Annotated in this window: 26 protein-coding genes and 1 other RNA gene; 14 read left to right on the forward strand and 13 right to left on the reverse strand. The window is 37.6% G+C overall.

The window, feature by feature from the left end:
• Positions 1–106 precede the first annotated feature (106 nt).
• Both LB465_RS04970 and LB465_RS04975 read left to right on the forward strand, forming a co-directional pair.
• Complete coding sequence (locus LB465_RS04970) at positions 107–724, forward strand: alpha/beta hydrolase (protein ID WP_224467709.1); 618 nt, start codon at positions 107–109, stop codon at positions 722–724.
• A gap of 16 nt (positions 725–740) precedes the next feature.
• On the forward strand, positions 741–1,595 hold the full coding sequence (locus LB465_RS04975; protein WP_224467712.1) for a pirin family protein: 855 nt from the start codon (positions 741–743) through the stop codon (positions 1,593–1,595).
• 82 nt (positions 1,596–1,677) lie between these two features.
• Here the strand turns inward: LB465_RS04975 and rpsA are convergent, their stop codons facing one another.
• From rpsA to lon, 3 genes are all read right to left on the reverse strand, one after another.
• Entirely contained in the window at positions 1,678–3,462 is a 1,785-nt protein-coding gene (gene rpsA, locus LB465_RS04980; RefSeq protein ID WP_394370920.1) for a 30S ribosomal protein S1, read from the reverse strand.
• A gap of 244 nt (positions 3,463–3,706) precedes the next feature.
• Positions 3,707–4,399, reverse strand: coding sequence for a (d)CMP kinase (cmk, locus tag LB465_RS04985; RefSeq protein WP_224467716.1), 693 nt, complete (start codon positions 4,397–4,399; stop codon positions 3,707–3,709).
• A gap of 210 nt (positions 4,400–4,609) precedes the next feature.
• Complete coding sequence (lon, locus tag LB465_RS04990) at positions 4,610–7,060, reverse strand: endopeptidase La (RefSeq protein WP_224467719.1); 2,451 nt, start codon at positions 7,058–7,060, stop codon at positions 4,610–4,612.
• 215 nt (positions 7,061–7,275) lie between these two features.
• Between lon and LB465_RS04995 the strand changes: the two genes are divergently transcribed.
• The 4 genes from LB465_RS04995 to LB465_RS05010 all read left to right on the forward strand — a co-directional run bounded on the left by LB465_RS04995 (position 7,276) and on the right by LB465_RS05010 (position 10,292).
• Entirely contained in the window at positions 7,276–7,830 is a 555-nt protein-coding gene (locus tag LB465_RS04995; RefSeq protein ID WP_224467721.1) for an RNA polymerase sigma factor, read from the forward strand.
• Positions 7,827–8,393, forward strand: coding sequence for a DUF4179 domain-containing protein (locus tag LB465_RS05000; protein WP_224467724.1), 567 nt, complete (start codon positions 7,827–7,829; stop codon positions 8,391–8,393). Before LB465_RS04995 ends, LB465_RS05000 begins: the two co-directional genes overlap by 4 nt.
• Positions 8,377–9,462 carry a hypothetical protein gene (locus LB465_RS05005; protein ID WP_224467726.1) on the forward strand — a complete coding sequence of 362 codons (1,086 nt, stop codon included), beginning with the start codon at positions 8,377–8,379 and terminating at the stop codon, positions 9,460–9,462. Before LB465_RS05000 ends, LB465_RS05005 begins: the two co-directional genes overlap by 17 nt.
• A gap of 98 nt (positions 9,463–9,560) precedes the next feature.
• Positions 9,561–10,292 (forward strand): head GIN domain-containing protein, encoded by a 732-nt coding sequence (locus tag LB465_RS05010; RefSeq protein ID WP_224467728.1) that lies wholly within the window; start codon positions 9,561–9,563, stop codon positions 10,290–10,292.
• Positions 10,293–10,325: 33 nt separating this feature from the next.
• Here the strand turns inward: LB465_RS05010 and LB465_RS05015 are convergent, their stop codons facing one another.
• Positions 10,326–11,663 (reverse strand): MFS transporter, encoded by a 1,338-nt coding sequence (locus LB465_RS05015; RefSeq protein ID WP_224467730.1) that lies wholly within the window; start codon positions 11,661–11,663, stop codon positions 10,326–10,328.
• 83 nt (positions 11,664–11,746) lie between these two features.
• Positions 11,747–12,568: a M48 family metallopeptidase gene (locus LB465_RS05020; protein ID WP_224467733.1), complete on the reverse strand. Its 822-nt coding sequence runs from the start codon at positions 12,566–12,568 to the stop codon at positions 11,747–11,749.
• A gap of 185 nt (positions 12,569–12,753) precedes the next feature.
• Between LB465_RS05020 and LB465_RS05025 the strand changes: the two genes are divergently transcribed.
• The 5 genes from LB465_RS05025 to lpdA all read left to right on the forward strand — a co-directional run bounded on the left by LB465_RS05025 (position 12,754) and on the right by lpdA (position 16,992).
• Entirely contained in the window at positions 12,754–13,623 is an 870-nt protein-coding gene (locus LB465_RS05025; RefSeq protein ID WP_224467736.1) for an alpha/beta fold hydrolase, read from the forward strand.
• Between the two features lie 99 nt (positions 13,624–13,722).
• Entirely contained in the window at positions 13,723–14,217 is a 495-nt protein-coding gene (gene msrB, locus LB465_RS05030) for a peptide-methionine (R)-S-oxide reductase MsrB (RefSeq protein WP_224467738.1), read from the forward strand.
• Between the two features lie 92 nt (positions 14,218–14,309).
• The gene (msrB, locus tag LB465_RS05035) at positions 14,310–14,702 is read left to right on the forward strand and encodes a peptide-methionine (R)-S-oxide reductase MsrB (RefSeq protein WP_224467740.1); all 393 of its coding nucleotides are present in this window, start codon (positions 14,310–14,312) and stop codon (positions 14,700–14,702) included.
• A gap of 19 nt (positions 14,703–14,721) precedes the next feature.
• On the forward strand, positions 14,722–15,288 hold the full coding sequence (locus tag LB465_RS05040; RefSeq protein WP_224467742.1) for a DUF2977 domain-containing protein: 567 nt from the start codon (positions 14,722–14,724) through the stop codon (positions 15,286–15,288).
• A 312-nt stretch (positions 15,289–15,600) separates the two neighbouring features.
• Complete coding sequence (gene lpdA / locus LB465_RS05045; protein WP_224467744.1) at positions 15,601–16,992, forward strand: dihydrolipoyl dehydrogenase; 1,392 nt, start codon at positions 15,601–15,603, stop codon at positions 16,990–16,992.
• Between the two features lie 171 nt (positions 16,993–17,163).
• Here the strand turns inward: lpdA and LB465_RS05050 are convergent, their stop codons facing one another.
• From LB465_RS05050 to LB465_RS05065, 4 genes are all read right to left on the reverse strand, one after another.
• The gene (locus LB465_RS05050) at positions 17,164–17,889 is read right to left on the reverse strand and encodes a Dph6-related ATP pyrophosphatase (protein WP_224467746.1); all 726 of its coding nucleotides are present in this window, start codon (positions 17,887–17,889) and stop codon (positions 17,164–17,166) included.
• Positions 17,889–18,311, reverse strand: a complete 423-nt coding sequence (gene aroQ / locus LB465_RS05055) for a type II 3-dehydroquinate dehydratase (protein WP_224467748.1) — start codon at positions 18,309–18,311, stop codon at positions 17,889–17,891. The genes LB465_RS05050 and aroQ overlap by 1 nt, the downstream gene beginning before the upstream one ends.
• A 141-nt stretch (positions 18,312–18,452) precedes the next feature.
• Positions 18,453–18,941: a hypothetical protein gene (locus tag LB465_RS05060; RefSeq protein ID WP_224467750.1), complete on the reverse strand. Its 489-nt coding sequence runs from the start codon at positions 18,939–18,941 to the stop codon at positions 18,453–18,455.
• 144 nt (positions 18,942–19,085) lie between these two features.
• A complete protein-coding gene (locus tag LB465_RS05065; protein WP_224467753.1) occupies positions 19,086–19,691 on the reverse strand; it encodes a porin family protein in 606 nt (201 codons plus the stop codon).
• A gap of 116 nt (positions 19,692–19,807) precedes the next feature.
• Between LB465_RS05065 and xerD the strand changes: the two genes are divergently transcribed.
• Both xerD and LB465_RS05075 read left to right on the forward strand, forming a co-directional pair.
• Positions 19,808–20,704 (forward strand): site-specific tyrosine recombinase XerD, encoded by an 897-nt coding sequence (gene xerD, locus LB465_RS05070; protein WP_224467755.1) that lies wholly within the window; start codon positions 19,808–19,810, stop codon positions 20,702–20,704.
• Positions 20,705–20,828: 124 nt separating this feature from the next.
• Entirely contained in the window at positions 20,829–21,791 is a 963-nt protein-coding gene (locus LB465_RS05075) for an aldo/keto reductase (protein WP_224467757.1), read from the forward strand.
• Positions 21,792–22,015: 224 nt separating this feature from the next.
• On the opposite strand, the gene rny is transcribed toward LB465_RS05075, so the two are convergent.
• The 4 genes from rny to LB465_RS05095 form a co-directional block, all read right to left on the reverse strand.
• Positions 22,016–23,578, reverse strand: a complete 1,563-nt coding sequence (gene rny, locus LB465_RS05080) for a ribonuclease Y (protein ID WP_224467759.1) — start codon at positions 23,576–23,578, stop codon at positions 22,016–22,018.
• A gap of 50 nt (positions 23,579–23,628) precedes the next feature.
• Positions 23,629–23,749: non-coding RNA, 6S RNA (ssrS, locus tag LB465_RS05085), on the reverse strand.
• A 55-nt stretch (positions 23,750–23,804) separates the two neighbouring features.
• Positions 23,805–24,095: a cell division protein ZapA gene (locus tag LB465_RS05090; protein ID WP_075327237.1), complete on the reverse strand. Its 291-nt coding sequence runs from the start codon at positions 24,093–24,095 to the stop codon at positions 23,805–23,807.
• Between the two features lie 5 nt (positions 24,096–24,100).
• Positions 24,101–24,391 (reverse strand): hypothetical protein, encoded by a 291-nt coding sequence (locus tag LB465_RS05095; RefSeq protein WP_224468053.1) that lies wholly within the window; start codon positions 24,389–24,391, stop codon positions 24,101–24,103.
• A 184-nt stretch (positions 24,392–24,575) separates the two neighbouring features.
• Here LB465_RS05095 and LB465_RS05100 point away from each other — a divergent pair, with 184 nt between their 5' ends.
• Positions 24,576–26,270, forward strand: a complete 1,695-nt coding sequence (locus LB465_RS05100) for a M23 family metallopeptidase (protein ID WP_224467761.1) — start codon at positions 24,576–24,578, stop codon at positions 26,268–26,270.
• The last annotated feature ends 240 nt before the right edge of the window (positions 26,271–26,510 follow it).

The raw sequence follows: 26,510 nt of genomic DNA on the forward strand, positions 1-26,510 counted from the left end.
ATTTTCTATGTTCACTTCGTGAATAAAATCTAAAAATTGTTTTAAAAGTCCCGTTTTTCGGGGCTTTTTTATTGGTATTTAGTATCTTAATTTAAAAATTCAGAGAATGCATAAAAAAGAGATATATACCGCCGGAAAAGAATTACGGGAAGCCGAAAAAGTTTTGGTTTTAATACACGGCCGCGGTGGCAGCGCTAAGGAGTTTCTTTCTTTGGCCAATCAATTAAATACTTCGGAATTTGCAATTTTAGCACCCCAGGCTACAGATTTCACCTGGTATCCAAATTCATTTTTAGCACCGGTTGCTCAAAATGAGCCGGAATATTCATCTGCTTTAGAAATATTGAATGAATTACTGGAAGAAATTAAAGAAACCGGTATAGCTTCAGAAAATATTTATTTAGCCGGTTTTTCCCAGGGCGCCTGCCTAACGCTGGAATTTGTAACCCGAAATGCCCAAAGGTTTGGCGGAGTTGCAGCTTTCACCGGCGGGCTCATTGGTGATAAGATTTATCCTGAAAATTATTCTGGTGATTTCAATGGTACGCCAATTTTTATAGGAACTGGTGATCCAGATCCTCACGTACCGGTAGAACGCGTAGAAGATTCTGTCGAAATCTTGCGTGAAATGAACGCTAATGTAGAAGTGAAAATCTATAAAAACAGGCCACATACCATTTCAGAAGATGAGCTGAAACTTGCCAATCAATTTGTTTTTAACTAAAATATCGATTAATTCTATGAGAAGCATCAAGAAAATACATACAGCGGTGAGCTCCCCTATCGCCGATCTAATTACTTACCGCGCCTTACCTACAAATTCAATAGATCATATAGATCCTTTTTTATTTTTAAACCATCACGGCTACCAGGAATACCCTGAAAACAATAACGGATTACCTTTTGGCCCACACCCACACCGCGGATTTGAAACCGTTACGTTTATTCTGAAAGGTGATTTAACCCATAAAGACAGTGGCGGATTTGAAAGCGTGATCAAAGCCGGTGGCGTGCAATGGATGACCGCGGGGAAAGGACTTATTCACGCTGAAGTTTCTTCAGAAGAATTCAAGAAAAAAGGTGGCGAATTGGAAATCCTTCAGCTTTGGGTAAACCTGCCTGCAAAACATAAAATGACTGAAGCCAATTATAAAGGACTTCAAAAAGAAGATATTCCGCAGTTAACTTTAAATGATGGAAAAGTCAAATTAGCAGCAATTTCAGGAAACTGGGAAGAAAAAAAGGGAGCTTTTGAACCTTTAAATGATATCCATATGGCTACGTTGGAATTTATAGAAGGCGGTAAATATTCGGTTGAAATTCCTTCAGAAAGAAATATTTTCTTTTACGTGGTTAAGGGTAAGGTAAACGTAAACGGAGAAGAAGCCAAAATGCATAACCTGGTTGAATTCGCAAATGATGGGGAAAAAGTGGAAATTGAAGCTTTAGAAGAAAGCATTTTACTTTTAGGCCACGCCACACCTTTCAAAGAACCCATAGTCGCACAGGGTCCTTTTGTCATGAATTCCCAGCAGGAAATTCAGCAAGCATTTCAGGATTATCAAAATGGTGAATTTGGAAACTGGAATGGGTGATTTAAAGCATTGATTATTTACTATAAAAAAACCTCCTTAGCAAAAACTAAGGAGGTTTTTATTTATGATTAAATATCAGGATTTATTTCCCTTCCATTTTATCTTTTAAAGCTTGAAGATCGGCATTAACATCACCAATAGTGGTTTTGTCATTGCTTTGCGAAGCTGCTTTCTTAGCGGCTTGCTTAACAATTTGCTGCTCTTCTTCTTTGTGAATAGCCATATGAGAAGCTACCACTCTTTTGAATTCTTTATTGAATTCAATGATCTGGAACTCTGCAGATTCACCTTTAGTCAATTTGTTACCGTCTTCTTTCTCAAGATGTCTGGTTGGAACAAATGCAGTAATATCTTCGTTAAAGTCTATTGTAGCGCCTTTGTCTACGATCTCTGCGATCTCTGCGGTGTGTTTAGTACCAACAGCGAACTCAGTTTCGTATTTATCCCAAGGGTTGTCTTCAACCTGCTTGTGACCAAGGCTTAACTTACGACCATCAACGTCTAATTCAAGAACTACAACCTCAAGTTCATCACCTACATTAGTAAATTCTGATGGGTGCTTAATTTTCTTAGTCCATGAAAGATCAGAGATATAGATAAGTCCGTCGATTCCTTCTTCCAATTCTACGAATACACCAAAGTTGGTGAAGTTACGTACAATCCCTTTGTGTTTAGAACCAACAGGATATTTAGTAGTAATATCTGTCCATGGGTCTGGAGTTAATTGCTTAATTCCAAGAGACATTTTACGGTCTTCACGATCTAGAGTTAAGATTTGAGCTTCAACCTCATCTCCAACATTTACGAAATCCTGAGCTGAACGCAAGTGCGTGCTCCAAGACATTTCAGAAACGTGAATAAGACCTTCAACACCATCTGCAACTTCAATAAATGCACCGTAATCTGCGATTACAACTACTTTACCTTTTACCTTGTCTCCAACCTTAAGGTTCTCGTCAAGTGCTTCCCATGGGTGTTTACTTAATTGCTTAAGACCTAATTGAATTCTTGTTTTAGCTTCATCAAAGTCAAGAATTACCACGTTTAGTTTTTGATCAAGTTCAACGATCTCATTTGGATGGTTGATACGAGACCAGCTAAGATCGGTAATGTGAACAAGTCCGTCAACTCCTCCAAGATCAACAAATACTCCGTAAGAAGTAATGTTTTTAACAGTACCTTCAAGTACCTGACCTTTTTCAAGCTGACCGATAATTTCTTTCTTCTGTTCTTCGATATCGGCTTCAATAAGCGCTTTGTGAGAAACCACAACGTTTTTGAATTCGTGGTTGATCTTCACAACTTTGAATTCCATTGTTTTTCCTACGTAAGCATCGTAATCACGGATTGGCTTCACGTCTATTTGAGAACCTGGCAAGAATGCCTCAATTCCAAATACATCTACGATCATACCACCTTTAGTTCTGCATTTTACAAAACCGTTTACGATAAGACTTTCGTCGTGAGCTTTATTCACACGATCCCAGGCCTGAATTACACGAGCTTTACGGTGAGAAAGGATTAATTGTCCTGTAGAATCTTCACGAACATCAATCAATACCTCAACTTCGTCTCCTACTTTAAGGTCTGGATTGTAACGAAATTCGTTAAGGGAAATAACGCCTTCACTTTTTGCATTAATGTCTATAATTGCATCACGATCGGTAAGGTTAATTACCGTTCCTGTTACAACTTCGTCATTTAAAGTGTCTACGAAATTTTCTGCAACTAATTTCTCAAATTCTTCTAACTTCTTATCATCAATAGGGTCAATTCCCTCTTCATAATTGTGCCAGTTAAATTCTTCAAGAAATTTCTCAGGGTTTTCCTGTTGCTCGGTAGGAGCAGGTTGCGATGAAGTAGCCATTCCGGCTACCGGTTGAACTTCAAGATTTTCGTCCTGAACGTCCTGATTTGTTTTGTCTTCAGCCATTGCTGATAAAAAATTTGTATCCTGTATTCTTCGGAAAAATTAAGCAAATTAAACACAGAAGATGTTTATGGTTTGATTTTCAATCCCTTTTGAATTTCCGATTCTTTGCCAAAAAGGGCTGCAAAAATACAACTTATTTTTAAATTCTCAAACCATAAATAGTTTAAAAACAGAAGACTTATTCCTCAATTTTATCTTTGGCCAGTTTCAGTACTTTTTCAAACTGTTCTTCCAAATTCATTTCTGAGTTATCTATTTCTATAGCGTCTTCAGCCTTTACTAATGGAGAGTCTTCCCGGGTAGTATCCAGGTAATCGCGTTCCTTTACATTGGCGAGCACATCTTCATATTTAATATCGTCTCCACGCTCTTTTAATTCACTATACCTGCGTTCTGCCCTCTTTTCGGTTGAAGCGGTCATAAATAACTTAAGATCGGCATCTGGAAAAACCACGGTTCCAATATCGCGACCATCCATAACTACCGCTTTATTTTTCCCGATTTCCTGCTGAATTTTAACCAGCATTTTTCGAACGTCAGGAACTGCAGCTACTTTACTCACCTGCTGAGAAACCTCCATCAACCTGATTTCCTTTTCTACATTTTCACCATTTAAATGCACTTCACCATAACCAACCTCTTTATTGAAAACAAAACTGATATTAATAAAGGGCAATTGTCTTAAAATGACTTCTTCATCAAAATTGGTATCGGTAACTATCATTTTACGCATTAGGTACAGGGTTACCGCACGATACATAGCGCCGGTATCTACATACACATAACCCAGTTCCGCTGCAAGTTGCTTGGCAACGGTACTTTTCCCTGTTGAAGAGTAGCCGTCTATGGCAATCGTTATTTTCTTACTCATAATTTAATTTCTGTATGGATGCAAAATTAGATAAAGCTTTACAGTCCTGAAACTTTCGTTTTAGAATAAAAATAGCTGCCTACAAAGTATCTTTAATTGAACGTCATTCTGAATTTATTTCAGAATCTAACAAATTGAAAAATTATATCATGTTAGAACCTGAAACCAGTTCAGGTTGACGACAAAAGATCTTTTTAGACAGCTAAGATATTAAAGCGTTTTTGCGTTTTTAACCTTTTCTTTGGTAATCGCAAGATCTATAACTTCATGCATTTCATTTACATAATGAAAGGTAAGTCCTTTTAGATAATCTTCTTTTATTTCCTTTATATCACGTTCGTTCTCTTTACAAAGAATGATCTCTTTAATACGTGCACGTTTTGCAGCGAGGATTTTCTCTTTGATCCCTCCTACCGGGAGTACTTTTCCCCTAAGGGTGATTTCTCCCGTCATAGCGATGCTTTTCTTCACTTTTCGCTGTGTAAATAACGAAACCAGAGAAGTAAGCATTGTTATCCCTGCACTTGGTCCATCTTTTGGAGTAGCACCTTCAGGCACGTGAATATGCACATTGTATTTTTCAAAAATAGTAGGGTCTAAACCAAGTTCTTCGGCATTAGACTTCATATATTCCATCGCAATGGTAGCCGATTCTTTCATTACCTTCCCAAGGTTACCGGTAATATTCAGGTTCCCTTTTCCTTTAGAAAGAATAGATTCAATAAAGAGAATATCACCGCCTACTTGAGTCCAGGCCAGGCCTGTTACAACACCGGCAACTTCATTATTCTCATATTTATCCCGTTCCAGTCTTGGACTACCAAGAACTTCTATAACATCTTCATTGGTCACTTTAACATTATACTCATCTTCCATCGCGATATTTTTGGCCGCGTGACGAACCATTTTAGCGATTTGCTTTTCCAGACCACGAACTCCCGATTCCCGGGTATAACCTTCCACAATTTTTTCTAATTGCGGTTTAGCAATTTTTATATGCTCTTTGGTTAATCCATGTTCTTTTAATTGCTTCGGAAGTAAATGCTGCTTGGCAATTTCTACCTTCTCCTCTATAGTGTAACCGGTAACGTTTATAATTTCCATACGGTCTCTAAGTGCCGGTTGAATGGTACTTAAAGTATTTGCGGTAGCTACAAACATTACTTTAGAAAGGTCGAAGCCCATTTCCAGGAAGTTATCATGGAATTCACTGTTTTGCTCAGGATCCAAAACTTCTAACAAAGCTGAAGAAGGATCGCCGGCGTGACCCATACTTAATTTATCTATTTCGTCTAAAACAAAAACAGGGTTGCTAGTGCCCGCTTTTTTAAGCGATTGGATAATTCTACCCGGCATCGCACCTATATAGGTTTTCCTGTGCCCACGTATTTCTGCTTCGTCACGCAAACCTCCTAGAGAAACCCTTACGTACTCTCTACCAAGAGCTTCAGCCATAGATTTACCAAGCGAAGTTTTACCAACCCCGGGAGGTCCATAAAGACAAAGTATTGGTGACTTCATATCATTACGAAGTTTCAATACCGCTAAATACTCTATAATTCGGCGTTTTACATCGTCTAAACCATAATGGTCGCGATCAAGTATTCTTTTCGCCCTTTTTAAATCGAATTTATCTTTACTAAATTCATTCCACGGCAGATCCAGGAACAAGTCCAAATAATTTCGCTGAATTGAATACTCCGCAACCTGCGGATTCATTCGTTGCATTTTGGAGATTTCCTTATTAAAATGCTTTAGCACTTTTTCACCCCATTTTTTCTTCTTGGCGCGCAACTTCATTTCTTCAATTTCATCTTCATGTGAAACACCGCCCAGTTCTTCCTGGATGGTTTTCATTTGCTGATGAAGAAAATACTCACGCTGCTGCTGGCTCATATCGCTTTGCACCTTGCTCTGAATATCATTTTTGAGTTCCAGTTTTTGAAACTCCATATTCATATGGCGTAAAGTAGCCAGGGCGCGATCCTTAAGATCGTTAGTTTCCAGTAATTTTTGCTTGTCTTCTACGGCAAGATTCATATTCGAAGACACAAAATTGATTAGGAAAGAAGAGCTTTCTATATTCTTAATCGCGAAAGAAGCCTCGCTTGGAATATTAGGACTTCCTTTTATAATTTGCAGTGCAAGTTCCTTTATAGAATCTATAATTGCTGGAAACTCTTTATTATCAATTTCCGGTCTTGCTTCAGGAACTTCCTTGATTTTCGCTGTTAAATAAGGTTCTTCTTTTACAATTTCGTCAATTTCAAAACGCTTTTTCCCCTGTATAATTACCGTAGTATTTCCATCGGGCATTTTTAAAACTCTAAGAATACGCGCAACAACACCGGTTGTATAAATATCCTTTGCAGAAGGATTTTCTACTTCTTCATCTTTTTGTGCAACAACCCCGATTATTTTAGAATCGTTGTTCGCTTCATTAATTAATTTAATGGAAGTATCCCTTCCGGCAGTAATTGGAATTACTACCCCGGGAAATAATACAGTATTCCTTAGTGGTAATATCGGTAAAGTTTCAGGCAATTCTTCCCTGTTTATTTCTTCTTCATCCTCTGGCGTCATTAAGGGAATTAAATCTGCATCCTGATCTATATCTTGTAATGACAAACTGTCAAAACTCGTTAATTTAGTTTTAGCCATAATTTATTTTAAGTCAAACTGTCACAAACAGCTTGTGGTTCTTAATGTTTTCTTTTTCTATAAAGGCTTATGCTCAGTAAACTAAGCTGCTTTTCGTGCAATTTCTACTAGAGGTAGTCAATTCCTATGCCACCATCTTTTTCAGATTTATTTTCTAAAAAGTGTAACAAATTAGAATCAAAGCTATCTTTAGTATAGAAACAAGATAGTTTTAATTGACACCAACCATCACACATATTAATGATCTTGTTGCGCGTTGCCGAAAAAATGACCAGCGTGCACAAATGGAAGTTTACGAGCGCTATTACAAAGCTATGTATAATACCTCCCTGCGTATTGTGAACGATACAGCTGAAGCTGAAGATATTATGCAAGAAGCATTTTTAAAAGCTTTTGCAAAAATAGATAGCTTTCAGGGGACTTCCACCTTCGGTGCCTGGTTAAAAAGAATCGTGGTAAACCTAAGTATAAACGCCTTCAATAAAAAAGTAAAATTAAACGAAGTAGCCTATAACGATGAACTGAAGAACGAAATAGATGAAAGTGAAGGAGTTATACTAGAAGAAGATTCTAAAAATGAAAAAGTTAATAAAGTTCTAAATACCCTCAATTCGCTTAAAGAAAACTACCGTGTTGCTTTAACGCTGCACTTAATAGAAGGTTACGATTACGAAGAGATTAGTGAAATACTCAATTTGTCTTATGCCAATTGCAGAACCACGATTTCAAGAGCCAAAGAAAGTTTAAGAAAAAAAATTGCTGAAAGATGAAAAATGATAACCTAGACGAGCTTTTTAAAGAGCTGGACTTTGATAATAAAGAGCCCACCACAGGTCATAAAGCCAGGTTTTTTGAAAAGTTGGAAAATCAGAATATGCAAAAGAAAAATTCTGGTTTTAATAGCTATAAAAGAAGTTTATGGGCACCAATGCTTTCGGTAGCTGCGATTCTGGCCATAGCGTTTATGGTTTTTTCAGGTTTATTTAATGAGAATTCACGCGGAAACTATGGCGAATTATCCAGCGTTTCCCCTGAAATGAAAGAAACCCAACAATTCTATACGCAATTAATAAAAACTGAATTGGCAAGCCTAAAGGCTGAAGAAACCCCAGAAACCCAAGCAATCGTTAATGATGCACTCTACCAGCTAGAAAAACTGGAGAGTGAATATGATAAATTGAAAGAGGATCTTAAAAATAGTGGGCAAGATAAACGTGTTATCTACGCAATGATCTCCAATTTTCAGCAAAGAATAGATCTATTAAACCAAGTACTAGAGCAAATAGAAAATATTAAAACCCTAAAAAACAAAAGCGATGAAAACTATATTTAAAATATTAATGGTGACTATGCTCGCCCCGGCACTTAGTTATTGCCATGGCGACCTGGACGGCAGGCATACCAAAGAGAAAAAAGTCACAAAATCTTACAATGTGAGCGCTACCGATTTGCTCACGATAGATAACAGTTATGGAAATGTAGATATTTCAACCTGGGATCAAAATAAAGTGGTGATAGAAGTCAATATAAAAACCAATGGGGACGATGAAGAAAAAGTACAACAGAAACTGGATGAAATCAATATAGAATTTAACCAATCCTCTTCCGGGGTAAGTGCAAAAACTCATTTCACAAAAGAGGAAAGATCCTGGTGGAGTTCGCTTTTTAATAGCTCCGGTAATGTGAATATGCAAATTAATTATACTATTAAAGCTCCTGCAAGACACAGCGTAGATATTGAAAACGATTACGGCGGTATATACATAGACCGGCTGCTGGGGAATGCAAAAATAAGCTGCGATTATGGAAAAATTGATATTGGTGAATTACGTGGAAACTCTAACCTTCTTAATTTTGATTACACGCGGAACAGCCACATAGGTTACGTGAAAAATGCAGAGATAAAAGCCGATTATAGCGCTTACGAAATTGAAGAAGCCGAAAGACTAAATATTAGTGCCGATTATACCGATTCCAGGATCAAAAAAGTAGCTCAGTTGGATTTTAACTGTGATTATGGCAGCATAAATATTGAAAAGGCAAAAAGGATTGTGGGTAACGGCGATTATCTAAGCACTAAAATAGGCCGTGTTTTTGAATCCTTAGACCTTAACCTCGATTATGGTTCAGCAACTATAGAAAAGATCTTAAAAGGAGTTTCCAAAGTAGAGATAAACACCGATTATGCCGGGATAAAACTGGGCTACGATAGCCAACATCCATTTAATTTTACGGTAAAATCATCCTACGGAAATGCAAAAGGACTGGACGAGATGCAAATTAGAAAACGTCACGACCAGAATACCAGCAAACTTTTTGAAGGCTATTACCTAGAAGATAATTCAGGTAACAGCATTTTTATCAATACCAGTTATGGAAATGTAACCTTCAACAAACAGTAAACTACCTCAGAGCATTTAAATCTCGATTATCGAGTAACTAAACCAAAAATAATTTTACCCAACCTTTAAAACAATTCATCAATCATTAAACTTAAATTATGAAAAAACTAATCTTGATTTTAGCAGTATTATTTATCGCGTCATCACCTGTTCAGGCACAATGGTGGGGCAGTAACGAAACCGTAAAAGGAAACGGTGAAATGACTTCAGAAAAAAGGAACACCGGCGATTATGACAAAATTTCCCTGGTGGGTTCTATGGATGTGGAACTGGTTTCAGGCTCCGAAGGTAATTTAACCATTGAAGCTGAAAGTAACCTGCAGGAATATATTACTACTGAAGTAAACGGCGGTACCTTAAAAATTTCAATCGAAAAAGGTTATAATTTAAGACCTTCCAGAAATAAAGGCATAAAAGTGACAGTTCCTTTTAAAGATTTAGATGCTGTTGAAGTAACCGGCTCCGGAGATCTTTGGAATTCTACTACAATTACTGCGAGAAACTTCAGCACCAAGCTTACCGGTTCCGGGGATATTAAATTAGACCTGGAAGTTGAAAACCTGGAAGGTGCAGTAACCGGCTCGGGGGATATTCAATTAAGAGGAAAAGCCAGGGATTTTGATTGTAAAGTGACCGGCTCTGGAGATTTTAAAGCGTATGACTTAAGAGCAGAAAATGTTGAAGCTACCGTAATGGGCTCCGGGGATATTCAAATTTTAGCAAATAAAAAATTGAAAGCTAAAGTAATGGGCTCGGGAGATATTAAATATAAAGGAAACCCGGAAAATCAGGATTTCAAAACCTCGGGGTCGGGTTCAATTTCAAATTGAGATTAAAAAAAATAACTGAAAAAGAAAAAAATACTAAACCCTGTCTTTCGAGATGGGGTTTCTTATAGGTACACGCAATAGCAAAATTACACCACCAATAAAAAACACCACTAAAAATAAAATGGAATTTCTAACGCTTCCTGTCAGTTGAGCTACTATTCCGTAGAGGAACATTCCTATTACGATTCCTATTTTTTCGGCTACATCATAAAAACTAAAATAACTCGCGGTATCTATAGCATTTTCCGGCAGCATTTTAGAATAAGTAGACCGCGAAAGCGACTGAATCCCACCCATAACTAATCCTACCGAAGCCGCTGCTACATAAAATTGTTGCGGACTCACGATAAAAAAAGCATAACCACAGATGGCGATCCAGATTAAGTTTATGAAAATAAGAATTTTAATATTTCCGAATTTTATCGCTAGCCTCGAGGTCAAAGTGGCCCCAACTACAGCCACAAGTTGAATTAATAAAATACTAATAATTAATCCAGTGGTTGCATCCTGTTCTCCCCATTCCAGTTCTTCTATTCCAAAATAAGTTGCTACCAGCATTATGGTTTGTACCGCCATACTATAAACAAAGAAAGCAGCTAAATATCGCTTAAGTTGAATATTGTGTTTAAGGGTAATCCATATTCCCCGAAGTTCCCTGAATCCATTAAAGAGAACATTTTTAGTGAAAGCAGCCTTCTTATTTCCTTTAGGTAAATAGGCATAGGTATATTGACTGAAGCCAATCCACCAAACTCCGGTTAAAACAAAAGACAAACGTGTGGGTAAAGCTTCACTTTTAAATCCGAATGTCTCAAAATTAAGGATCATTAAGAGACAAACTACCAGTAGGATGACACTGCCGATATAACCCAAGGAAAATCCCCTGGCACTAACTTTATCCTGCTGATTCGGAAAAGCAATATCGGGCAAATAAGAATTATAAAAAACCAAACTCGCCCAAAACCCGATTAAGGCAAGAAAATAACATAGTAAACCAAACCAAAGATAATCGAGATCAAACCAAAATAGCCCAATACAAGAGAGCGCACCCAGGTAGCAGAAAAACTTCAGGAAATTCTTCTTATTCCCAACATAATCGGCGATGCCCGATAAAAACGGACTCAAAATTGAAACAACCAAAAAAGCGACGGCAGTTACATAACTTATTAAAGAATCGTTATTAATACTAAAACCCAGGAAGTCTACAGTGTCGTCCAGGATCCTACCGTCTTCATCTTTTACAATAGTTAGCGCACCATAGAAAATAGGAAAAATGGCCGATGAAATCACCAGGCTGTAAACCGAGTTTGCCCAATCATAAAAAGCCCAGGCATGTAATAATTTTTTATGCCCTTTGGGAAGTTTATTCATTTAGATCGAATCTTTTAAGGAGCCCTAAAATAGAAAAAGCTGCCTTAAAAGACAGCTTTTTCATATAATTTATAAGTTATATTCTATTGGAAACTTGTAACTCCGTATTTCTTGGCTTCAGCTTCGGCTTGCGGCGCCCATTTCTCCAGGTTATTAACCCTGGTTTGGTTAGCCGGGTGAGTACTTAAAAACTCTGGTGGAGCCTGACCATCACTTTGTGCAGCCATTCTTCTCCATAAATCGGCAGCCTCATAAGGATCGTAACCGGCGATTGCCATTAAGGTTAATCCTATTCTATCGGCTTCGGTTTCGTGGCTACGGCTAAAAGGTAGCATCACTCCCACTTGAGTTCCCAAACCATAGGCTTGTGCAAAAATTTGTTGCGTTTCCTGGCTTCTTCCGCTTACCGCTACAGAACCGGCAACAGCACCAAGTTGTTGTAATTGTGCTGCACTCATTCTTTGGGCACCGTGATCGGCAAGGGCGTGGGCAATCTCGTGGGCCATTACTACAGCTATACCGGTCTCAGTTTCGGCTACGGGCAAAATACCTGTAAAGAAAACAATTTTCCCACCTGGCATCGCAAATGCATTTACCGCATCATCTTTTACCAGATTATACTCCCATCTAAAATCTTCTAAAAACCCCTGGTAACCATTGGCGTTTAAATATCTTTCAGCAGCAGTTTCAATTTTATTACCAACTCGCTTTATCATTTGCGATTCAGCAGTTCCTGTCACCACTTCATTTTCAGATAAAAATTGATCATATTGCTGAAAAGCGGCTGGAAATAACTGATCGTTAGAAACAAAATTCAAGTTTTTCTCTCCTGTAAAGGGATTGGTCTTACAAGCTACCACGAGCAGTAAAACAGCAATCACACTAATTGTCTTTTTAAGTTTCATATGTTTTGGTTTAGTTTTGTTAAAATTACAAAAGCCCTCAATGCTTATTTATCGCTTTAAGCATCATTTAACAGTTTACAGTTTTCAAAAATGATACCACAAAATAATTATCCTATTGATACTGATCCCAGGGCTGTTTAGCATTTAGGAAATATGTAAATTGCGGCCTAATTACCCATTCAAAAATGAATCAGCAGAAAAAAGATCAAATCCCGGTGCAAAGATTGCTTGTTCCAAATTATATACGTTATACAGGAAAAGTACTTTCTAAACTTTCTCCCTTTGTAGCCAGCAGATTTGCTGCGCAACTCTTTCTAACCCCTTTTAAGTATAAGCTACCGGATCGAGAAAAGAATATGGATGAGCTTTCTAAACAATACCGGACTAAAATCCCGAAAACCGATCGGGAGATTGTGGTATACGAATTTGGTGAAAGCGAAAAGAAAATTTTAATGGTACACGGCTGGAGTGGTCGTGGCACACAATTAGCAAAAATAGCTGAAGCTTTAAAGGCTAAAGGTTATAGCACCATTAGCTTTGATGCACCAGCGCATGGAAAAGCGCCCGGTAACAAAAGTATGATGTTGGATTTTATTGACTCGGTTCAATTTTTGGATAATAAATATGGGCCTTTTGAAGCTGTAATTGGGCATTCCCTTGGTGGAATGGCTACTTTAAGAGCTGTAAAAGAAGGTTTAAATTCCAAAAAATTGGTAATTATTGGTACAGCCAACAGTATTACCCATATAACCCGCGAATTTGCCAGAAATCTTAAAATGAATAGAAAGGTAGCTGATAAAATGAAAGCTCATTTCGATAAGAAATTCAATATTGATATGGACAGCTACTCCGGGGCGATTTCAGCGAAAGAAGTAAATATTCCTACGCTTGTTATTCACGATGAAAATGATGTAGATGTTGAAATCTCTTCAGCATACGATATTCATGAGGTTTTAGAAAACAGTGAACTTTTTATCACCAAAGGTTTAGGACATCGTCGCATCTTGGGCGATTCTAAAGTAATTAACAAAATCACAACGTTCATCGCGGTATAATCTTTGTAGTTTTAAAAGAAAAAAGCCCTTCCGGGCATTCATAAATGGCCAATTTCTTGTTTCTAACATAAAAAAAGCCATTTAAAATTTTAAAAAGCAATGAAAAAGATAATACCAATTTTGCTCGCAGTTTTTATTATTAGCTGCCAGGGCAATGCACAAAAAGATGAGGAAAAAGACCGGCAAAAACAAGAGCAATTTGAAGTTTCCAAAACCGATCAGGAATGGAAAGCTGAATTGACCAATGCAGAATATAAAGTATTAAGAAAAGCTGCTACAGAACCTTCATTTTCAAGTCCGCTAAATGACATTGAAGAACCGGGAACCTTTGTTTGCGCTGCCTGTGGAAATGAACTTTACAAAACCAAACATAAATTTATGAGCGGTACAGGCTGGCCAAGTTTTGATCGCGCTATTGAAGGCGGTGTGGCCTATGGAACCGACTCAAAACTAGGTTACCAAAGAAACGAAGTGCATTGCGCACGTTGCGGAGGACATTTAGGCCACGTCTTTGAAGACGGACCAAAGGAAACTACCGGTAAAAGACATTGCATCAACGGGATCGCGATGGATTTTGAACCAGAAGAAAAATAGGTTTCCGTTGAAATTTATCCCGACTTTTTTGCGGGACGGAAATGATAAAAAATAAGATTTCCGCCTTCACGGAAATAACAAAAAAATTAAGAATGAAAAAGTATAGTATAGAAAAACCTGAAACCGAATGGAAAGAAAAACTTTCAGAGGAACAATTTCGGGTATTGAGAAAAAAAGGTACAGAGGCTCCACATACCGGGAAATACAATATGCATTTTGAAGATGGAGAGTATTTTTGCGCCGGCTGTGGAGAAAAACTCTTTGATAGCGAGGCCAAGTTTGATAGTGGCTGCGGATGGCCAAGTTTCGATAAAGCCATAGAAGGTAAAGTAGAATACGTACAGGATAAAACCTTTGGTATGATAAGGACTGAAATCCTGTGTTCCAATTGCGGCGGTCATCTTGGCCACGTTTTTGATGATGGACCTACTGAAACCGGCCAGCGCTACTGCGTGAACTCGGCCAGTATTAATTTTAATAAATAACAACCTAACACCTATGATTATGAAAAAACTATTTTCAATTTTATTTATGACCACGTTTTTATTCACCGCTTGTTCCAGTGACGGAGAAAGAGGACCACAAGGCCCTCCGGGACAGGACGGACTTGATCCTGCATCTGCAACAATTTTTGAAGTTAATTCAGACTTTTTTTATGATGCAGAGGCCAACCTTTGGACTACAGATTTTCTAACATTTGCTGATTTTACGGATGTTGAAGTTCTTGAAACAGATGTTGTTCTCATTTACCGTTTAGATGCCGTAGGACAATTAGATGATGGTAGCGATGTGGATGAATGGAGTATGTTACCTCAGAATTTTTTTACTGATGAGGGAACTATCCAGTATGTTTTTAACCATACATTCGTAGATACCGAGATTTTTATTGATGGGAATTATGATTTAAGTGGACTTAGCGATGATTTCACAACGGGTCAGATATTTAGAGTAGCTATTATTCCAGCTAACTTCTATGAAAGTGCAAATTTTGATAGCTCTAATTTTGGATCATTGATGAAGGCATTAGAATTAAAAGAACAGGATATTAAAAAAGCAGGAAGTCTTAAGTAAGACTGGCTTTTATTTAAAATAGACCTCACAGGATGCGAAAACTGTGGGGTTTTTGTATTTAAAATACTTAAGATTTTAAGTATCAGTTATACTCAAAATGCGGTCCAGATTAATTGTGAAATTCAGCGTATCATACTTTCCTTTTACTTAGTAGCTATACTCCCAGTTAAAACTTTCAGTTTAAGTGATTATTCCTTAAATTCGCAACTTAACTCGCTAAGCGAGATTTAAAAATGGTCTTGAAGCACGCCCTTTTTTATTACGATTTGGCCTGTCTCGGGAAAGTTACTAAGCATAATAAAAATTCCGAATATGAGTAAATACGATATCATTGTTTTAGGTAGTGGCCCTGGAGGTTACGTAACCGCTATTAGAGCTTCACAATTAGGATTTAAAGTCGCTATTGTAGAGAAAGAAAGCCTTGGGGGTGTTTGTTTAAACTGGGGGTGTATCCCAACTAAAGCGCTTTTAAAAAGTGCCGAGGTTTTTGATTACCTGAAACACGCCGAAGATTACGGATTGAGTTTGGAAAATCCAGATAAGGATTTTTCTAAAGTGATTAAACGTAGCCGTGATGTAGCGGCGGGAATGAGCAAAGGAGTTCAGTTCCTGATGAAGAAGAACAAAATTGACGTAATAGAAGGCTACGGAAAACTAAAATCCGGAAAGAAAGTCGCTGTCACCGATAAAGACGATAAAACTAAAGAATACCAGGCCGATAATATTATTATAGCTACCGGTGCGCGTTCTCGCGAATTGCCTAACCTTAAACAGGATGGTAAAAAAGTAATTGGATACCGTGAAGCAATGAGCCTGGAAAAACAACCAAAATCTATGATCGTGGTTGGGTCCGGTGCTATTGGAGTTGAGTTTGCTCATTTCTACAACGCTATGGGAACTGATGTAACTGTAGTAGAATTTTTACCAAATGTTGTGCCTTTAGAAGACGAAGAAATCTCTAAACAATTTGAGCGCAGCATTAAAAAGGCCGGAATTAAGGTAATGACCAATTCTTCGGTAGAAAGTGTAGATACTTCAGGTAAAAAAGTAAAAGCCAAGGTTAAGACCAAAAAAGGCGAAGAAACGCTTGAGGCAGATGTGGTACTTTCTGCAGTTGGAATCAAAACCAATATTGAAAATATAGGTCTTGAAGATCTTAAGATCAAGACCGAAAAGGATAAAATTATCGTAGACGATTTTTATAAAACCAATGTGGACGGAATTTATGCCATTGGTGATGTAGTGCACGGCCCTGCGCTGGCCCACGTTGCGTCTGCCGAAGGAATTCTTTGTGTTGAAAAAATTAAAGGAATTGACGTTGAGCCATTAGACTACGGAAACATCCCTGGTTGTACTTATGCTACGCCTGAAATTGCATCTGTTGGAATGACTGAAAAGCAAGCTAAGGAAGCGGGATACGAACTTAAAGTAGGTAAATTCCCATTTTCTGCTTCAGGAAAAGCAAAGGCCGCAGGAAAATCTGACGGATTTGTAAAAGTGATCTTTGACGCCAAATACGGCGAATGGTTAGGTTGCCATATGATTGGTGCTGGAGTTACAGATATGATCGCTGAAGCGGTTCTTGGACGTAAACTGGAAACTACAGGTCACGAAGTACTAAAAGCAGTTCACCCTCACCCAACGATGAGTGAAGCGGTGATGGAAGCTGTTGCTGCTGCTTACGATGAAGTCATTCATATTTAAGCAGTAATAGAAAAAGATTTGAAAAACAAAATCCCCGAGGCAGTAATGCTTCGGGGATTTTTTTGTTTAACGTCATCCTGAAATTGTTTCAGGATCTAATAAATTGAAAAATTAAATTATGTTAGAAGCTGAAACAATTTCAGCTTTACGAAACCAGAATATTTAGATACTCTATTTCAACAACAAATCACAATAAACAAAACTCGTATCCCAGGATTTTTGATCTTCGGAAAAACAATTATCGGCTGATTTTTCAGCAGGTTTATAAGATTTCTCAATCATCTCTCCTTTGACAAATTCAATAGGTTTCTTAAAAATTGGTGCATCGAAAACAAAGGTGTGAAATTCACCGTTTTCACCGCAGGGATCAACATTTTCAGGGAGATCTTTTAGAAAACTTTGATCAATAATTCTTCCGCAGAAAGATTTATCGAGTTTATCTGTATTTACACAAACTACAATCGCTTTAAATCCGATTTCAATAAATTCCTCCAAAAGCTCTTTTGTATTTTGTTTCCAAAGCGGAAACACTGACTGTATTCCAATTTCCTCCAATTGTTTTTCCCGGTAACGCTTCAGGTCTTCCAAGAATATATCACCAAAAATACTATGGGTAAAACCTTCATCTAAAAGCTTGTTGGTTTCTATCGCCATCACCTCATTATACCTTTCCATAGAAACCTCGCCGTGCAATTTAATTTGATGAAGGGGCAATTTTAAATAATCGGCCTGCTTTTGGAGTAATTCTATTCTCACACCGTGCATGGAGATTCGGTTAAATTCTGTGTTAACCGTTGTCACTAATTTTTGAACCGAATATTCTCCTTCCTGCCGAACTTTAAATAGCGCCAATGCGGCATCTTTTCCACTACTCCAGTTTAAATAAGCCTTTTTCATCAATGTTCATTTAAAAAACTCTGAATGGCCAGATCATAACCCAGTAGTCCAAAGCCAAGGATCACACCCTTGGCATTGGGTGCGATATACGATTTATGCCTGAATTCTTCCCGGGAATGAGTATTGGAAATATGCACTTCTACCACCGGGGTTTTTATGCCTTTTACCGCATCTCCTAAACCAATTGAAGTATGTGTATAGGCAGCTGCGTTTAAAACAATACCGTCGAAGTCTCTGTCGGCTTCGTGAAGTTTATCAAGAAGTTCTCCCTCTATATTACTTTGAAAATAGGAAAGTTCTGTTTTTTTAAATTTGAACTGAAGCTCAGAAAAATAAGTTTCGAAGCTTTTACTTCCGTAGGTATCAGGTTCACGGGTCCCTAAAAGATTTAAGTTTGGCCCGTTGATTATCATTATTTTCATTTTTTACCGCTTAGCTGGTTATACTTGTAAAGGTAAAAAATAAGAAATAGTTGATCTATAAAAAACCCTTCAGAAAAAAGAAACATCCATTGGGGGAAGTCCAAATTTTAAGAAGGGTAATTTCTGGTTGATTAATTTTAATTATAATCCGAATTCGATTCCCAAATTTATGGAGCCAATGTTTCCACCATCTACACTAATTCCGGTATAAGAGCCCACTATACCTATTATCCCAAAATTATATCCAACTTGTGGCCGATAATAAAAGCCCCCATCGTTTCCATCATTCAAACCTACCGCATAGCCAAGATCGGTTCCGAAGAAAAAACCTCTTGCCAGGGAAACACGGCCAGATGCTGAAATGGGTAGAAATGCAGGATCGTCTACTTCAAAGCCTCCAAAATTATCTTCATCCATAAAAAAGCGGGTATAGCCTATTTTAGGGCCAACATATAACATATCTGCTACGCCAACCATGTAGGCTAAATCTGCCCCGGCCTGAAAATTACTAGCTTCTTCAATATCTCCTACGGGTAAGCCAATATTTGCACCAACTCTTAATCCACTTTGAGCGTGCATTACAGTAGCACCCATTAGCATAAAACAAAAAATAAGTACTAATCGTTTCATAATTTTGCTATTTTGGTTATTTACATAAAGATATTACAAAAAGCAAACAAAGCACTTATTTACAGCGAATTACAGGATTTCAGGTATAAAAAAAGCGGGAACCTTAAAGTTCCCGCTTTATAATCATAGGTGTTAATATTGGTCTTAAAACATTAATCCAATACCTAACTGGATCCCATTGTTTTTAATAGCATCATCGTCCCAGTTGTCACTATCGAACACATCTGTAAATCCTTGAGTGTATCTCGCAGAAGCAAAGAAACCATTGTTAAATTTGTAAGAAGCACCAATTGCTCCCCCAAATTCAAAAGTACTTCCGGCTTCAGTATCAAATTCTGCATCACCCATACTACTTTCAAAATCATACTCTTCTTCTACTAAAAAGTTAAAAGAAGGCCCTGCCTCTATAGACAATCCATCTATAAGGTAGATCTTGGCTAAAACAGGCACTTGAATATAATCAAGCTGATACTCTCCATTAAAATTCTGTCCGGCGAAAGTTCTATTTGCTTCCAGTCCCTGAGTTGCATAAAGCACCTCTGGCTGAAGGGAAAAACGTTCACTTAAAGGAATTTCAGAAAGTAAACCTAAATGAAATCCTGTTCGGCTTTTTTCATCTTCAAAACCATCTGAAGTCATGTTGGTGAAATTCACTCCACCTTTTGCTCCAAAATACACAAATTCCTGTGCACTTGCTGCGCTAGTAAAACCAAATACGGCAATTACTGCAATTAAAATCGACTTTTTCATTACTTTCATTTTTGTTAGTGTTACAAGGGCAAATGTAGGGACAGGCTTCTTAATAAAATGTTATGTAAGCCTAAAGTATTACTAAGATTAAGGCAAATTGTTTATATCTTTAACGTATGAAATGGGCCGCAGCATTACAGGATTATTGCAACTACCTTCGTATAGAACGCGGACTCTCAGATAACTCCATTACTAATTACAGGCTGGATGTTGTAAAACTTATCAACTTTTTAGAAGTTAAAAAACTGGAAGTCTCCCCTATTCAAATTTCCGAAGAAGACTTGCAACAATTTATTTATGAAATCGCAAGAGATGTAAATGCACGTTCACAATCGAGAATAATTTCTGGCATTCGGGGGTTCTTCACTTATATGGTTTTTGAAGATTACCGCAAAGACAATCCTTTAGACCTCATAGAATCCCCTAAAATAGGCCGAAAATTACCCGATACCATTTCTACTGAAGAAATAGATCTGCTTATTGCAACTATAGATCTAAGCAAGGCTGAAGGCGAACGTAACAGTGCCATTCTGGAAACACTATATGGTTGTGGTTTGCGGGTTAGCGAACTTACAGAACTTAAAATTTCAGACCTTTTCTTTAAAGAAGGTTTTATAAAAGTGACTGGAAAAGGAAATAAGCAACGTTTTGTCCCGGTTTCAGATTATACGCAGAAGTTTATCAATATTTATAAGGACGAGGTTAGAATTCACCAGAAGATTAATAAAGATGCTTCAGACACCTTGTTTTTAAACCGAAGAGGAAACCAACTCACCCGGGCAATGATCTTTACCATAGTTAAACGTCTTGCCGAAAAGGCCGGAATTCAGAAAAAGATAAGTCCGCATACATTTAGGCATTCTTTTGCTACGCATTTACTGGAAAATGGCGCCGATTTACGTGCTATTCAACAAATGTTGGGTCACGAAAGCATTACCACTACTGAAGTGTATATGCACGTAGACCGAAAACACCTTCGGGAAGTTATGGAGCAATTTCATCCACGGCGATAGCTTATATTAAAGTTCGGTTAAAACCGTTCCAAATCTTCGAAAAGCCGTTATTTATTAGTATTTTCAATCGAATAATTTTTAAAAATTGCTACGGAAACCTTGTTTTCCTTAAAACATCTCGAAAATGAAAACTTTAAAATTTAAGAACGGTGACGAAATGCCGACCATAGGATTAGGTACCTGGAAATCTGGAAATAAAGAAGTTAAAGAAGCGGTGAAAATTACATTGAATAATGGTTACAGACATATTGATTGTGCTGCAACCTACGGGAATGAAGACGCAGTAGGTGAAGCTTTCGCTGAAGTTTTTGCTGAAGGAAAAATAAAACGCGAAGAAGTATGGATTACTTCAAAATTATGGAATAATGCCCATAAAAAAGAAGATGTAATCCCTGCATTAAAAAAGACATTAAAAGACCTGCAGCTAGATTATTTAGACCTTTATTTAATTCATTGGCCTGTGGCTTTTAAACCCGATGTGAGTTTTCCTGAAAATGATGATGAATATTTATCATTAGAAGAAGCACCTCTAATTGAAACCTGGAATATGATGTTGGAAGCAAAAAAACAAGGTTTGGTAAAACACGTTGGGGTTTCCAATTTTAGCACTATGAAACTGGAAGAATTAATGGAAGAATCTTCAGAACATCCCGAAATGAACCAGGTAGAATTACATCCCTATTTGCAACAAAATGAATTACTGGAATTTTGCAGTAACTATAATATTCACGTTACTGCATTTTCGCCCCTTGGAAGTGGCGACCGGCCAGACGGGTTGAAAGCAAAAGACGAACCTTCATTATTAGAAAATCCGGTTATAAAAAAGATCGCTAAAAAACACGGATCGAGTGCGGGACAGGTTTTAATTAAGTGGAGTGAAATGCGAGGAACTGCAGTAATACCAAAATCTACCAATGAAGGCAGAATTATAGAAAATCTTGCCAGTGCAGGTTTAAATTTAAATGAAGACGATCTGGAAGCAATAGCCGCTTTAGATGAACATTATAGATATGTAACCGGCGAGTTTTTTGTCACAAAGGGCAATTCTTACGAGAATATTTATGATGACGATGATTATAAAGCTTAAAAAGGGTTTAGACACTCCGCAAAGTATAAGAACTGAGACATTTTAAAAACAAACCCCTCCGGTCTGCGACCACCTCCCTTGAAAATAAGGTGAGGATCCTTTTTAGGTTTTCAAATTAAAAGAAATAAAATTTACAATCGCGAAACAGATAGAATCGAAAAAGGGTGATTGAAAATTAAATTCCAATCACCCTTTTTTATAAAGTATTTTAATATTTCTCTATCCTACTTAGCAATATTAACCGCCCTGGTTTCCCGAATTACAGTTACTTTAACCTGTCCCGGGTAAGTCATATCGGTTTGGATCTTTTGAGAAATTTCAAAAGAAAGATTTGAAGCTTTTTCGTCGTTTACTTTTTCGCTTTCTACAATTACGCGAAGTTCACGTCCTGCCTGGATAGCGTAAGCTTTTTTCACACCACCAAACCCGAAGGCGATCTCTTCAAGATCCTTTAAACGCTGAATATAAGAATCGAGCACCTGTCTTCTCGCTCCCGGTCTGGCACCACTAATAGCATCACAAACCTGAACAATAGGTGAAAGCAAGGAGGTCATCTCTATCTCGTCGTGGTGAGCACCAATAGCATTACAAACTTCCGGTTTTTCACCGTGCTTTTCGGCCCATTGCATTCCAAGGATTGCGTGAGGTACTTCTGTTTCGGTTTCCGGCACTTTACCAATATCGTGGAGTAATCCGGCACGTTTGGCGAGTTTAGGGTTAATTCCAAGCTCTGAAGCCATCACACCACAAAGTTTTGCAACTTCTCTGGAGTGCTGTAGTAAGTTTTGTCCGTAAGACGAACGGTATTTCATTCGGCCTACTAATTTGATCAATTCAGGGTTTAGACCGTGAATTCCGAGATCGATTACCGTACGTTTTCCAATATCTATAATTTCCTCGTCAATTTGCTTACGGGTTTTCTTAACGATTTCTTCAATTCTGGCCGGGTGAATTCTACCATCAGTTACCAGTTTGTGTAAAGATAAACGGGCAACTTCTCTCCTAACAGAATCAAAACAAGAAAGGATAATAGCTTCAGGAGTATCATCTACAATAATTTCCACACCGGTTGCAGCTTCAATAGCCCTTATGTTTCTACCTTCACGGCCAATAATCCTACCCTTAACATCATCGCTTTCCAGGTTGAAAACCGAAACGCAATTCTCAATAGCTTCTTCAGTTCCTATTCGCTGAATGGTATTGATTATAATTTTCTTTGCTTCCTGCTGTGCAGTTAGTTTAGCTTCTTCTATAGTATCTTGAATTAAGGCCATTGCATCTGTCCTGGCACTGTCTTTAAGCGCTTCAGAGAGTTGTGCTTTAGCTTCATCGGCAGAAAGTCCTGATATTACTTCTAATTGCTGAATCTGGCTATTATGAAGTTTATCGATTTCTTCCTGTTTCTTTTCAAGATATTCAACACGATGATTATAATCGGCTAACTTATCTTCAAATTCTTTATTGAGTTTCTTGTTTTTGGAAAGTTCTCCAGAAACCTGAGATTCTTTATCCCTGATGCGTTTTTCGGCATCGTTCATTTTCTTATCCCGGTTTAGAATTACCTTCTCATGCTCCGATTTTAATTCAATGAACTTCTCTTTGGCCTGAAGAATCTTATCTTTCTTGATACTCTCTCCTTCAGATTTAGCTTCTTTAAGAATATTTGCCGCCGTTTTCTTAGCGTTCTTGATGGTTTGTGAAGCTCTTTTTCGCTCCAATTGCTTGGCAATAGCAAATCCTATTGCTGTCCCAATAACCCCGATAACTATATTTAATAATATTTCCATATTTAAAATTTATGTATAAAAAAAGCCTGTATTAGATGGGTTTTTGGATTAAACTCCTTAAAAACAAGTTTAGGGCTAACAAGCTGATCAAGAATCCGCTCATCCCGAAAAATCGGGAGCGGCGCGCTTTTACAACTTAGACTCACCCTCTTTAAAGAATCTCTGTTGAGTTTATCAAAATATCACTAATACAGGCAGTAACCTTTATTTATTTAAAGAACGCTCATTACACCAAATGCTTCTGCAGTAAATCGTTAAGTGATTTAAGTTTATCTTCTGCTTTAAGCGTATCGGTAGATCTATCTATATCTTTTTGCTCGGTTTGGGCGGCAAATTGCAAAGCGCACATCGCCAATACATCCTGCTTATCCCTTACGGCATAACTTTGCTCAAATTGCTTAATCATAGCCTCAATCTTCTTCGCTGCCTTGCGTAAACCTTCTTCCTGTTGTGGATTAATGGTTAAAGGATACACACGATCTGCAATAGAAAGTTTTATTTTTAGTTTATCGGCCATATTTATTATTCAGATAATTGAACAATGCATTGATCAATTTCTCTTATTAAGCTGTTTAATTTAAGCTTAGTTTCTGTTTTGAATTCGGTACTGCCCAGCATTGCATTGGCGGCTTTGAGGTTTTGAACTTCCTGATTGGAACGTTCAAGTTGTTGAGTTAATCTAAGATTTTCCTCTTTAACAGCTGTCATTTCTTCCTCTATAGAACTTTGATTCTGCTTTAAATTTTCATATTTATGAAGCAATTTACTAATCCTATTTTCAAGGCTATCAACGATTTCTGTCAATTCACTCATAAAAGCCAAATGTAATGCTTGTCCCCACAAAGTTAACATTCGCGCTCTAATATGCCAATTGTTTTTTCGTCTATTTTTAAAAATCGGCAAGACTATTGCTAAGTTTCTAAGCACTAAGGCTTTAATTTTTGGTTAAACTTTAATTAACTTTACTGCCCCGTAATACCTCAAATAAAAAATTTACATGAAATCTATTTTAACGCTTATTCTCTTATTTGTTGGCACTGCCATCTTCGCTCAGGCGCAGCTTCCGCAGGATTATTTTCAGAAACCACTGGAAGTTCCGCTAGTTCTTTCAGGTACTTTTGGAGAACTGCGTTCCAATCATTTTCACAGTGGTTTAGATATCAAAACCCAGCAAAGGCAGGGACTAAATGTGGTCGCTTCAGCTAAAGGATATGTAAGCCGAATCAATATTCAGCATTACGGCTACGGAAAAGCGCTTTATGTGCAGCATCCTAACGGCTATACCACAGTGTACGCCCATTTAAAAGAATTTTCACCTGAAATTGAAGCCTATATCAAGAAACGGCAATATGCGAACGAAACTTATGAAATAGAACTTTTTCCTGAAGCAGACGAATTAAAGGTAGAAGAAAATGAACTTGTAGCTTTTAGCGGAAACACCGGCGGCAGCGGTGGCCCTCACCTGCATTTTGAAATTCGTGATGGCAGTCAGCGACCAATGAACCCAAAGCTCTTTGGAATAAATATAGAAGATAATCGTGCGCCAATTATAGATGGTTTATATGCCTATCCATTAGATGCAGAAGCGCACGTAAATAATTCAAGAGAGCGACAAAAAATAAACCTCACTCCACTCGAAGATGGGACTTATATTGCGAGTGAAATTGATGCTTGTGGCAACATAGGTTTTGGGGTTTCCTCAGTAGATCAGCAGGATGGAGCGCCCAACCGAAATGGAGTTTATAAAATTGAAGCTGAGCTAAATGGAGATCGCGTATTCACCTTACCATTTAAGCGGTTTTCTTTTGCCGAAAGCCGTCACCTTAATCAACTAATCGATTATGAATATTACAGTAAAAACAGAAAACGCATTCAAAAGCTTTTTGTTGAAAACGGAAATCCGCTAAGCTTGTATGAGGACGTAGTGAATAAAGGAGAGCTTCATATTCAAGACAGTCTTAATTATAATTATACCATAAAAGTGAGCGACTTTGCCGGAAACCAACGCGTGATAAGAATTCCTATTCAGGGAATGCAGCGAAACGATATTCCGCCTAAGAAAGAAGAAAAAACCGATTACTTCGCTCAAGCAAATCAACCATTTGTCACTGAAGCAAACGGAATGGATGTTTATATTCCGAAAGGAAGCCTTTATCACGATACCTATCTGGATATTGAATTTGGAGAAGACAAAGTGAAAGTTCATAACGACCACACCCCGCTTCATAAAAATATAACAATTGGATTTGACGTAAGTGAGTACTCGGCTGAAGAAAAAGAAAAACTCTTTATCGCCAGATTAGGTTATGGCAATAGACCTAATTACTCTTCAACCTATAAGAAGGCAAACCGTTTTACCACCGGGACAAGGACTTTTGGGGAATACACGCTTGCTTCAGATGTTACACCGCCTAAAATTTGGCCTACCAACTTTAACGATGGCCAGTGGATTTCCAGCAACAGTACTTTACAGGTAAAAATAAGCGACGACCTTTCCGGAATTAAAAGTTACCGTGCAACGGTAAACGGCAAATTCATCCTGATGGAATATGAGTATAAAAATAATACGTTAACCCACGATTTTAGCGATGGCGTAGTCACAGATTCTGAAAACCAGCTAAAAATAATCGTAACCGATAATGTTGGAAACAGTAATACTTATGAAGCTACTTTTTTTAGAAAGACTTCTTAAATTGAAGTGAAAATGAAGTTTTATATTATCCTAATTTAAATGATATGGGTTTTGGAGGAAGTTCAAGCGGTGCCAATGTAATTTTTAAAAATAATCGTCGAGAAAGAAAATCGAAGACTGATAAGTTTCAAAAGTCTACCGGCTCAGGAATTCAGGGTATTAAATCTGAAGAAGTAAATTCAGTTGAAATCCTTGAAATAAGAAAGAAAATAAGACTGGAGAATAAAAGAAGACAGCGGA

This window comes from Salegentibacter lacus (assembly GCF_020164555.1).
Classification (GTDB): Bacteria; Bacteroidota; Bacteroidia; order Flavobacteriales; family Flavobacteriaceae; genus Salegentibacter; species Salegentibacter lacus.

What these genes read in the sequence shown, in the direction of transcription:
- xerD (WP_224467755.1), top strand. Translation starts at nt 19,808, where the DNA reads ATGAAATGGGCCGCAGCATTACAGGATTATTGCAACTACCTTCGTATA.
- LB465_RS05015 (WP_224467730.1), bottom strand. Translation starts at nt 11,663, where the DNA reads ATGAATAAACTTCCCAAAGGGCATAAAAAATTATTACATGCCTGGGCT.
- rpsA (WP_394370920.1), bottom strand. Translation starts at nt 3,462, where the DNA reads ATGGCTACTTCATCGCAACCTGCTCCTACCGAGCAACAGGAAAACCCT.
- LB465_RS05020 (WP_224467733.1), bottom strand. Translation starts at nt 12,568, where the DNA reads ATGAAACTTAAAAAGACAATTAGTGTGATTGCTGTTTTACTGCTCGTG.
- cmk (WP_224467716.1), bottom strand. Translation starts at nt 4,399, where the DNA reads ATGAGTAAGAAAATAACGATTGCCATAGACGGCTACTCTTCAACAGGG.
- LB465_RS05025 (WP_224467736.1), top strand. Translation starts at nt 12,754, where the DNA reads ATGAATCAGCAGAAAAAAGATCAAATCCCGGTGCAAAGATTGCTTGTT.
- LB465_RS04975 (WP_224467712.1), top strand. Translation starts at nt 741, where the DNA reads ATGAGAAGCATCAAGAAAATACATACAGCGGTGAGCTCCCCTATCGCC.
- LB465_RS05095 (WP_224468053.1), bottom strand. Translation starts at nt 24,391, where the DNA reads ATGAGTGAATTGACAGAAATCGTTGATAGCCTTGAAAATAGGATTAGT.
- LB465_RS05100 (WP_224467761.1), top strand. Translation starts at nt 24,576, where the DNA reads ATGAAATCTATTTTAACGCTTATTCTCTTATTTGTTGGCACTGCCATC.
- LB465_RS05050 (WP_224467746.1), bottom strand. Translation starts at nt 17,889, where the DNA reads ATGAAAAAGGCTTATTTAAACTGGAGTAGTGGAAAAGATGCCGCATTG.
- msrB (WP_224467740.1), top strand. Translation starts at nt 14,310, where the DNA reads ATGAAAAAGTATAGTATAGAAAAACCTGAAACCGAATGGAAAGAAAAA.
- LB465_RS05075 (WP_224467757.1), top strand. Translation starts at nt 20,829, where the DNA reads ATGAAAACTTTAAAATTTAAGAACGGTGACGAAATGCCGACCATAGGA.
- LB465_RS05005 (WP_224467726.1), top strand. Translation starts at nt 8,377, where the DNA reads ATGAAAACTATATTTAAAATATTAATGGTGACTATGCTCGCCCCGGCA.
- aroQ (WP_224467748.1), bottom strand. Translation starts at nt 18,311, where the DNA reads ATGAAAATAATGATAATCAACGGGCCAAACTTAAATCTTTTAGGGACC.
- rny (WP_224467759.1), bottom strand. Translation starts at nt 23,578, where the DNA reads ATGGAAATATTATTAAATATAGTTATCGGGGTTATTGGGACAGCAATA.
- LB465_RS05040 (WP_224467742.1), top strand. Translation starts at nt 14,722, where the DNA reads ATGAAAAAACTATTTTCAATTTTATTTATGACCACGTTTTTATTCACC.
- LB465_RS05090 (WP_075327237.1), bottom strand. Translation starts at nt 24,095, where the DNA reads ATGGCCGATAAACTAAAAATAAAACTTTCTATTGCAGATCGTGTGTAT.
- lon (WP_224467719.1), bottom strand. Translation starts at nt 7,060, where the DNA reads ATGGCTAAAACTAAATTAACGAGTTTTGACAGTTTGTCATTACAAGAT.
- LB465_RS05010 (WP_224467728.1), top strand. Translation starts at nt 9,561, where the DNA reads ATGAAAAAACTAATCTTGATTTTAGCAGTATTATTTATCGCGTCATCA.
- LB465_RS04970 (WP_224467709.1), top strand. Translation starts at nt 107, where the DNA reads ATGCATAAAAAAGAGATATATACCGCCGGAAAAGAATTACGGGAAGCC.
- LB465_RS05000 (WP_224467724.1), top strand. Translation starts at nt 7,827, where the DNA reads ATGAAAAATGATAACCTAGACGAGCTTTTTAAAGAGCTGGACTTTGAT.
- lpdA (WP_224467744.1), top strand. Translation starts at nt 15,601, where the DNA reads ATGAGTAAATACGATATCATTGTTTTAGGTAGTGGCCCTGGAGGTTAC.
- LB465_RS05060 (WP_224467750.1), bottom strand. Translation starts at nt 18,941, where the DNA reads ATGAAACGATTAGTACTTATTTTTTGTTTTATGCTAATGGGTGCTACT.
- LB465_RS05065 (WP_224467753.1), bottom strand. Translation starts at nt 19,691, where the DNA reads ATGAAAAAGTCGATTTTAATTGCAGTAATTGCCGTATTTGGTTTTACT.
- msrB (WP_224467738.1), top strand. Translation starts at nt 13,723, where the DNA reads ATGAAAAAGATAATACCAATTTTGCTCGCAGTTTTTATTATTAGCTGC.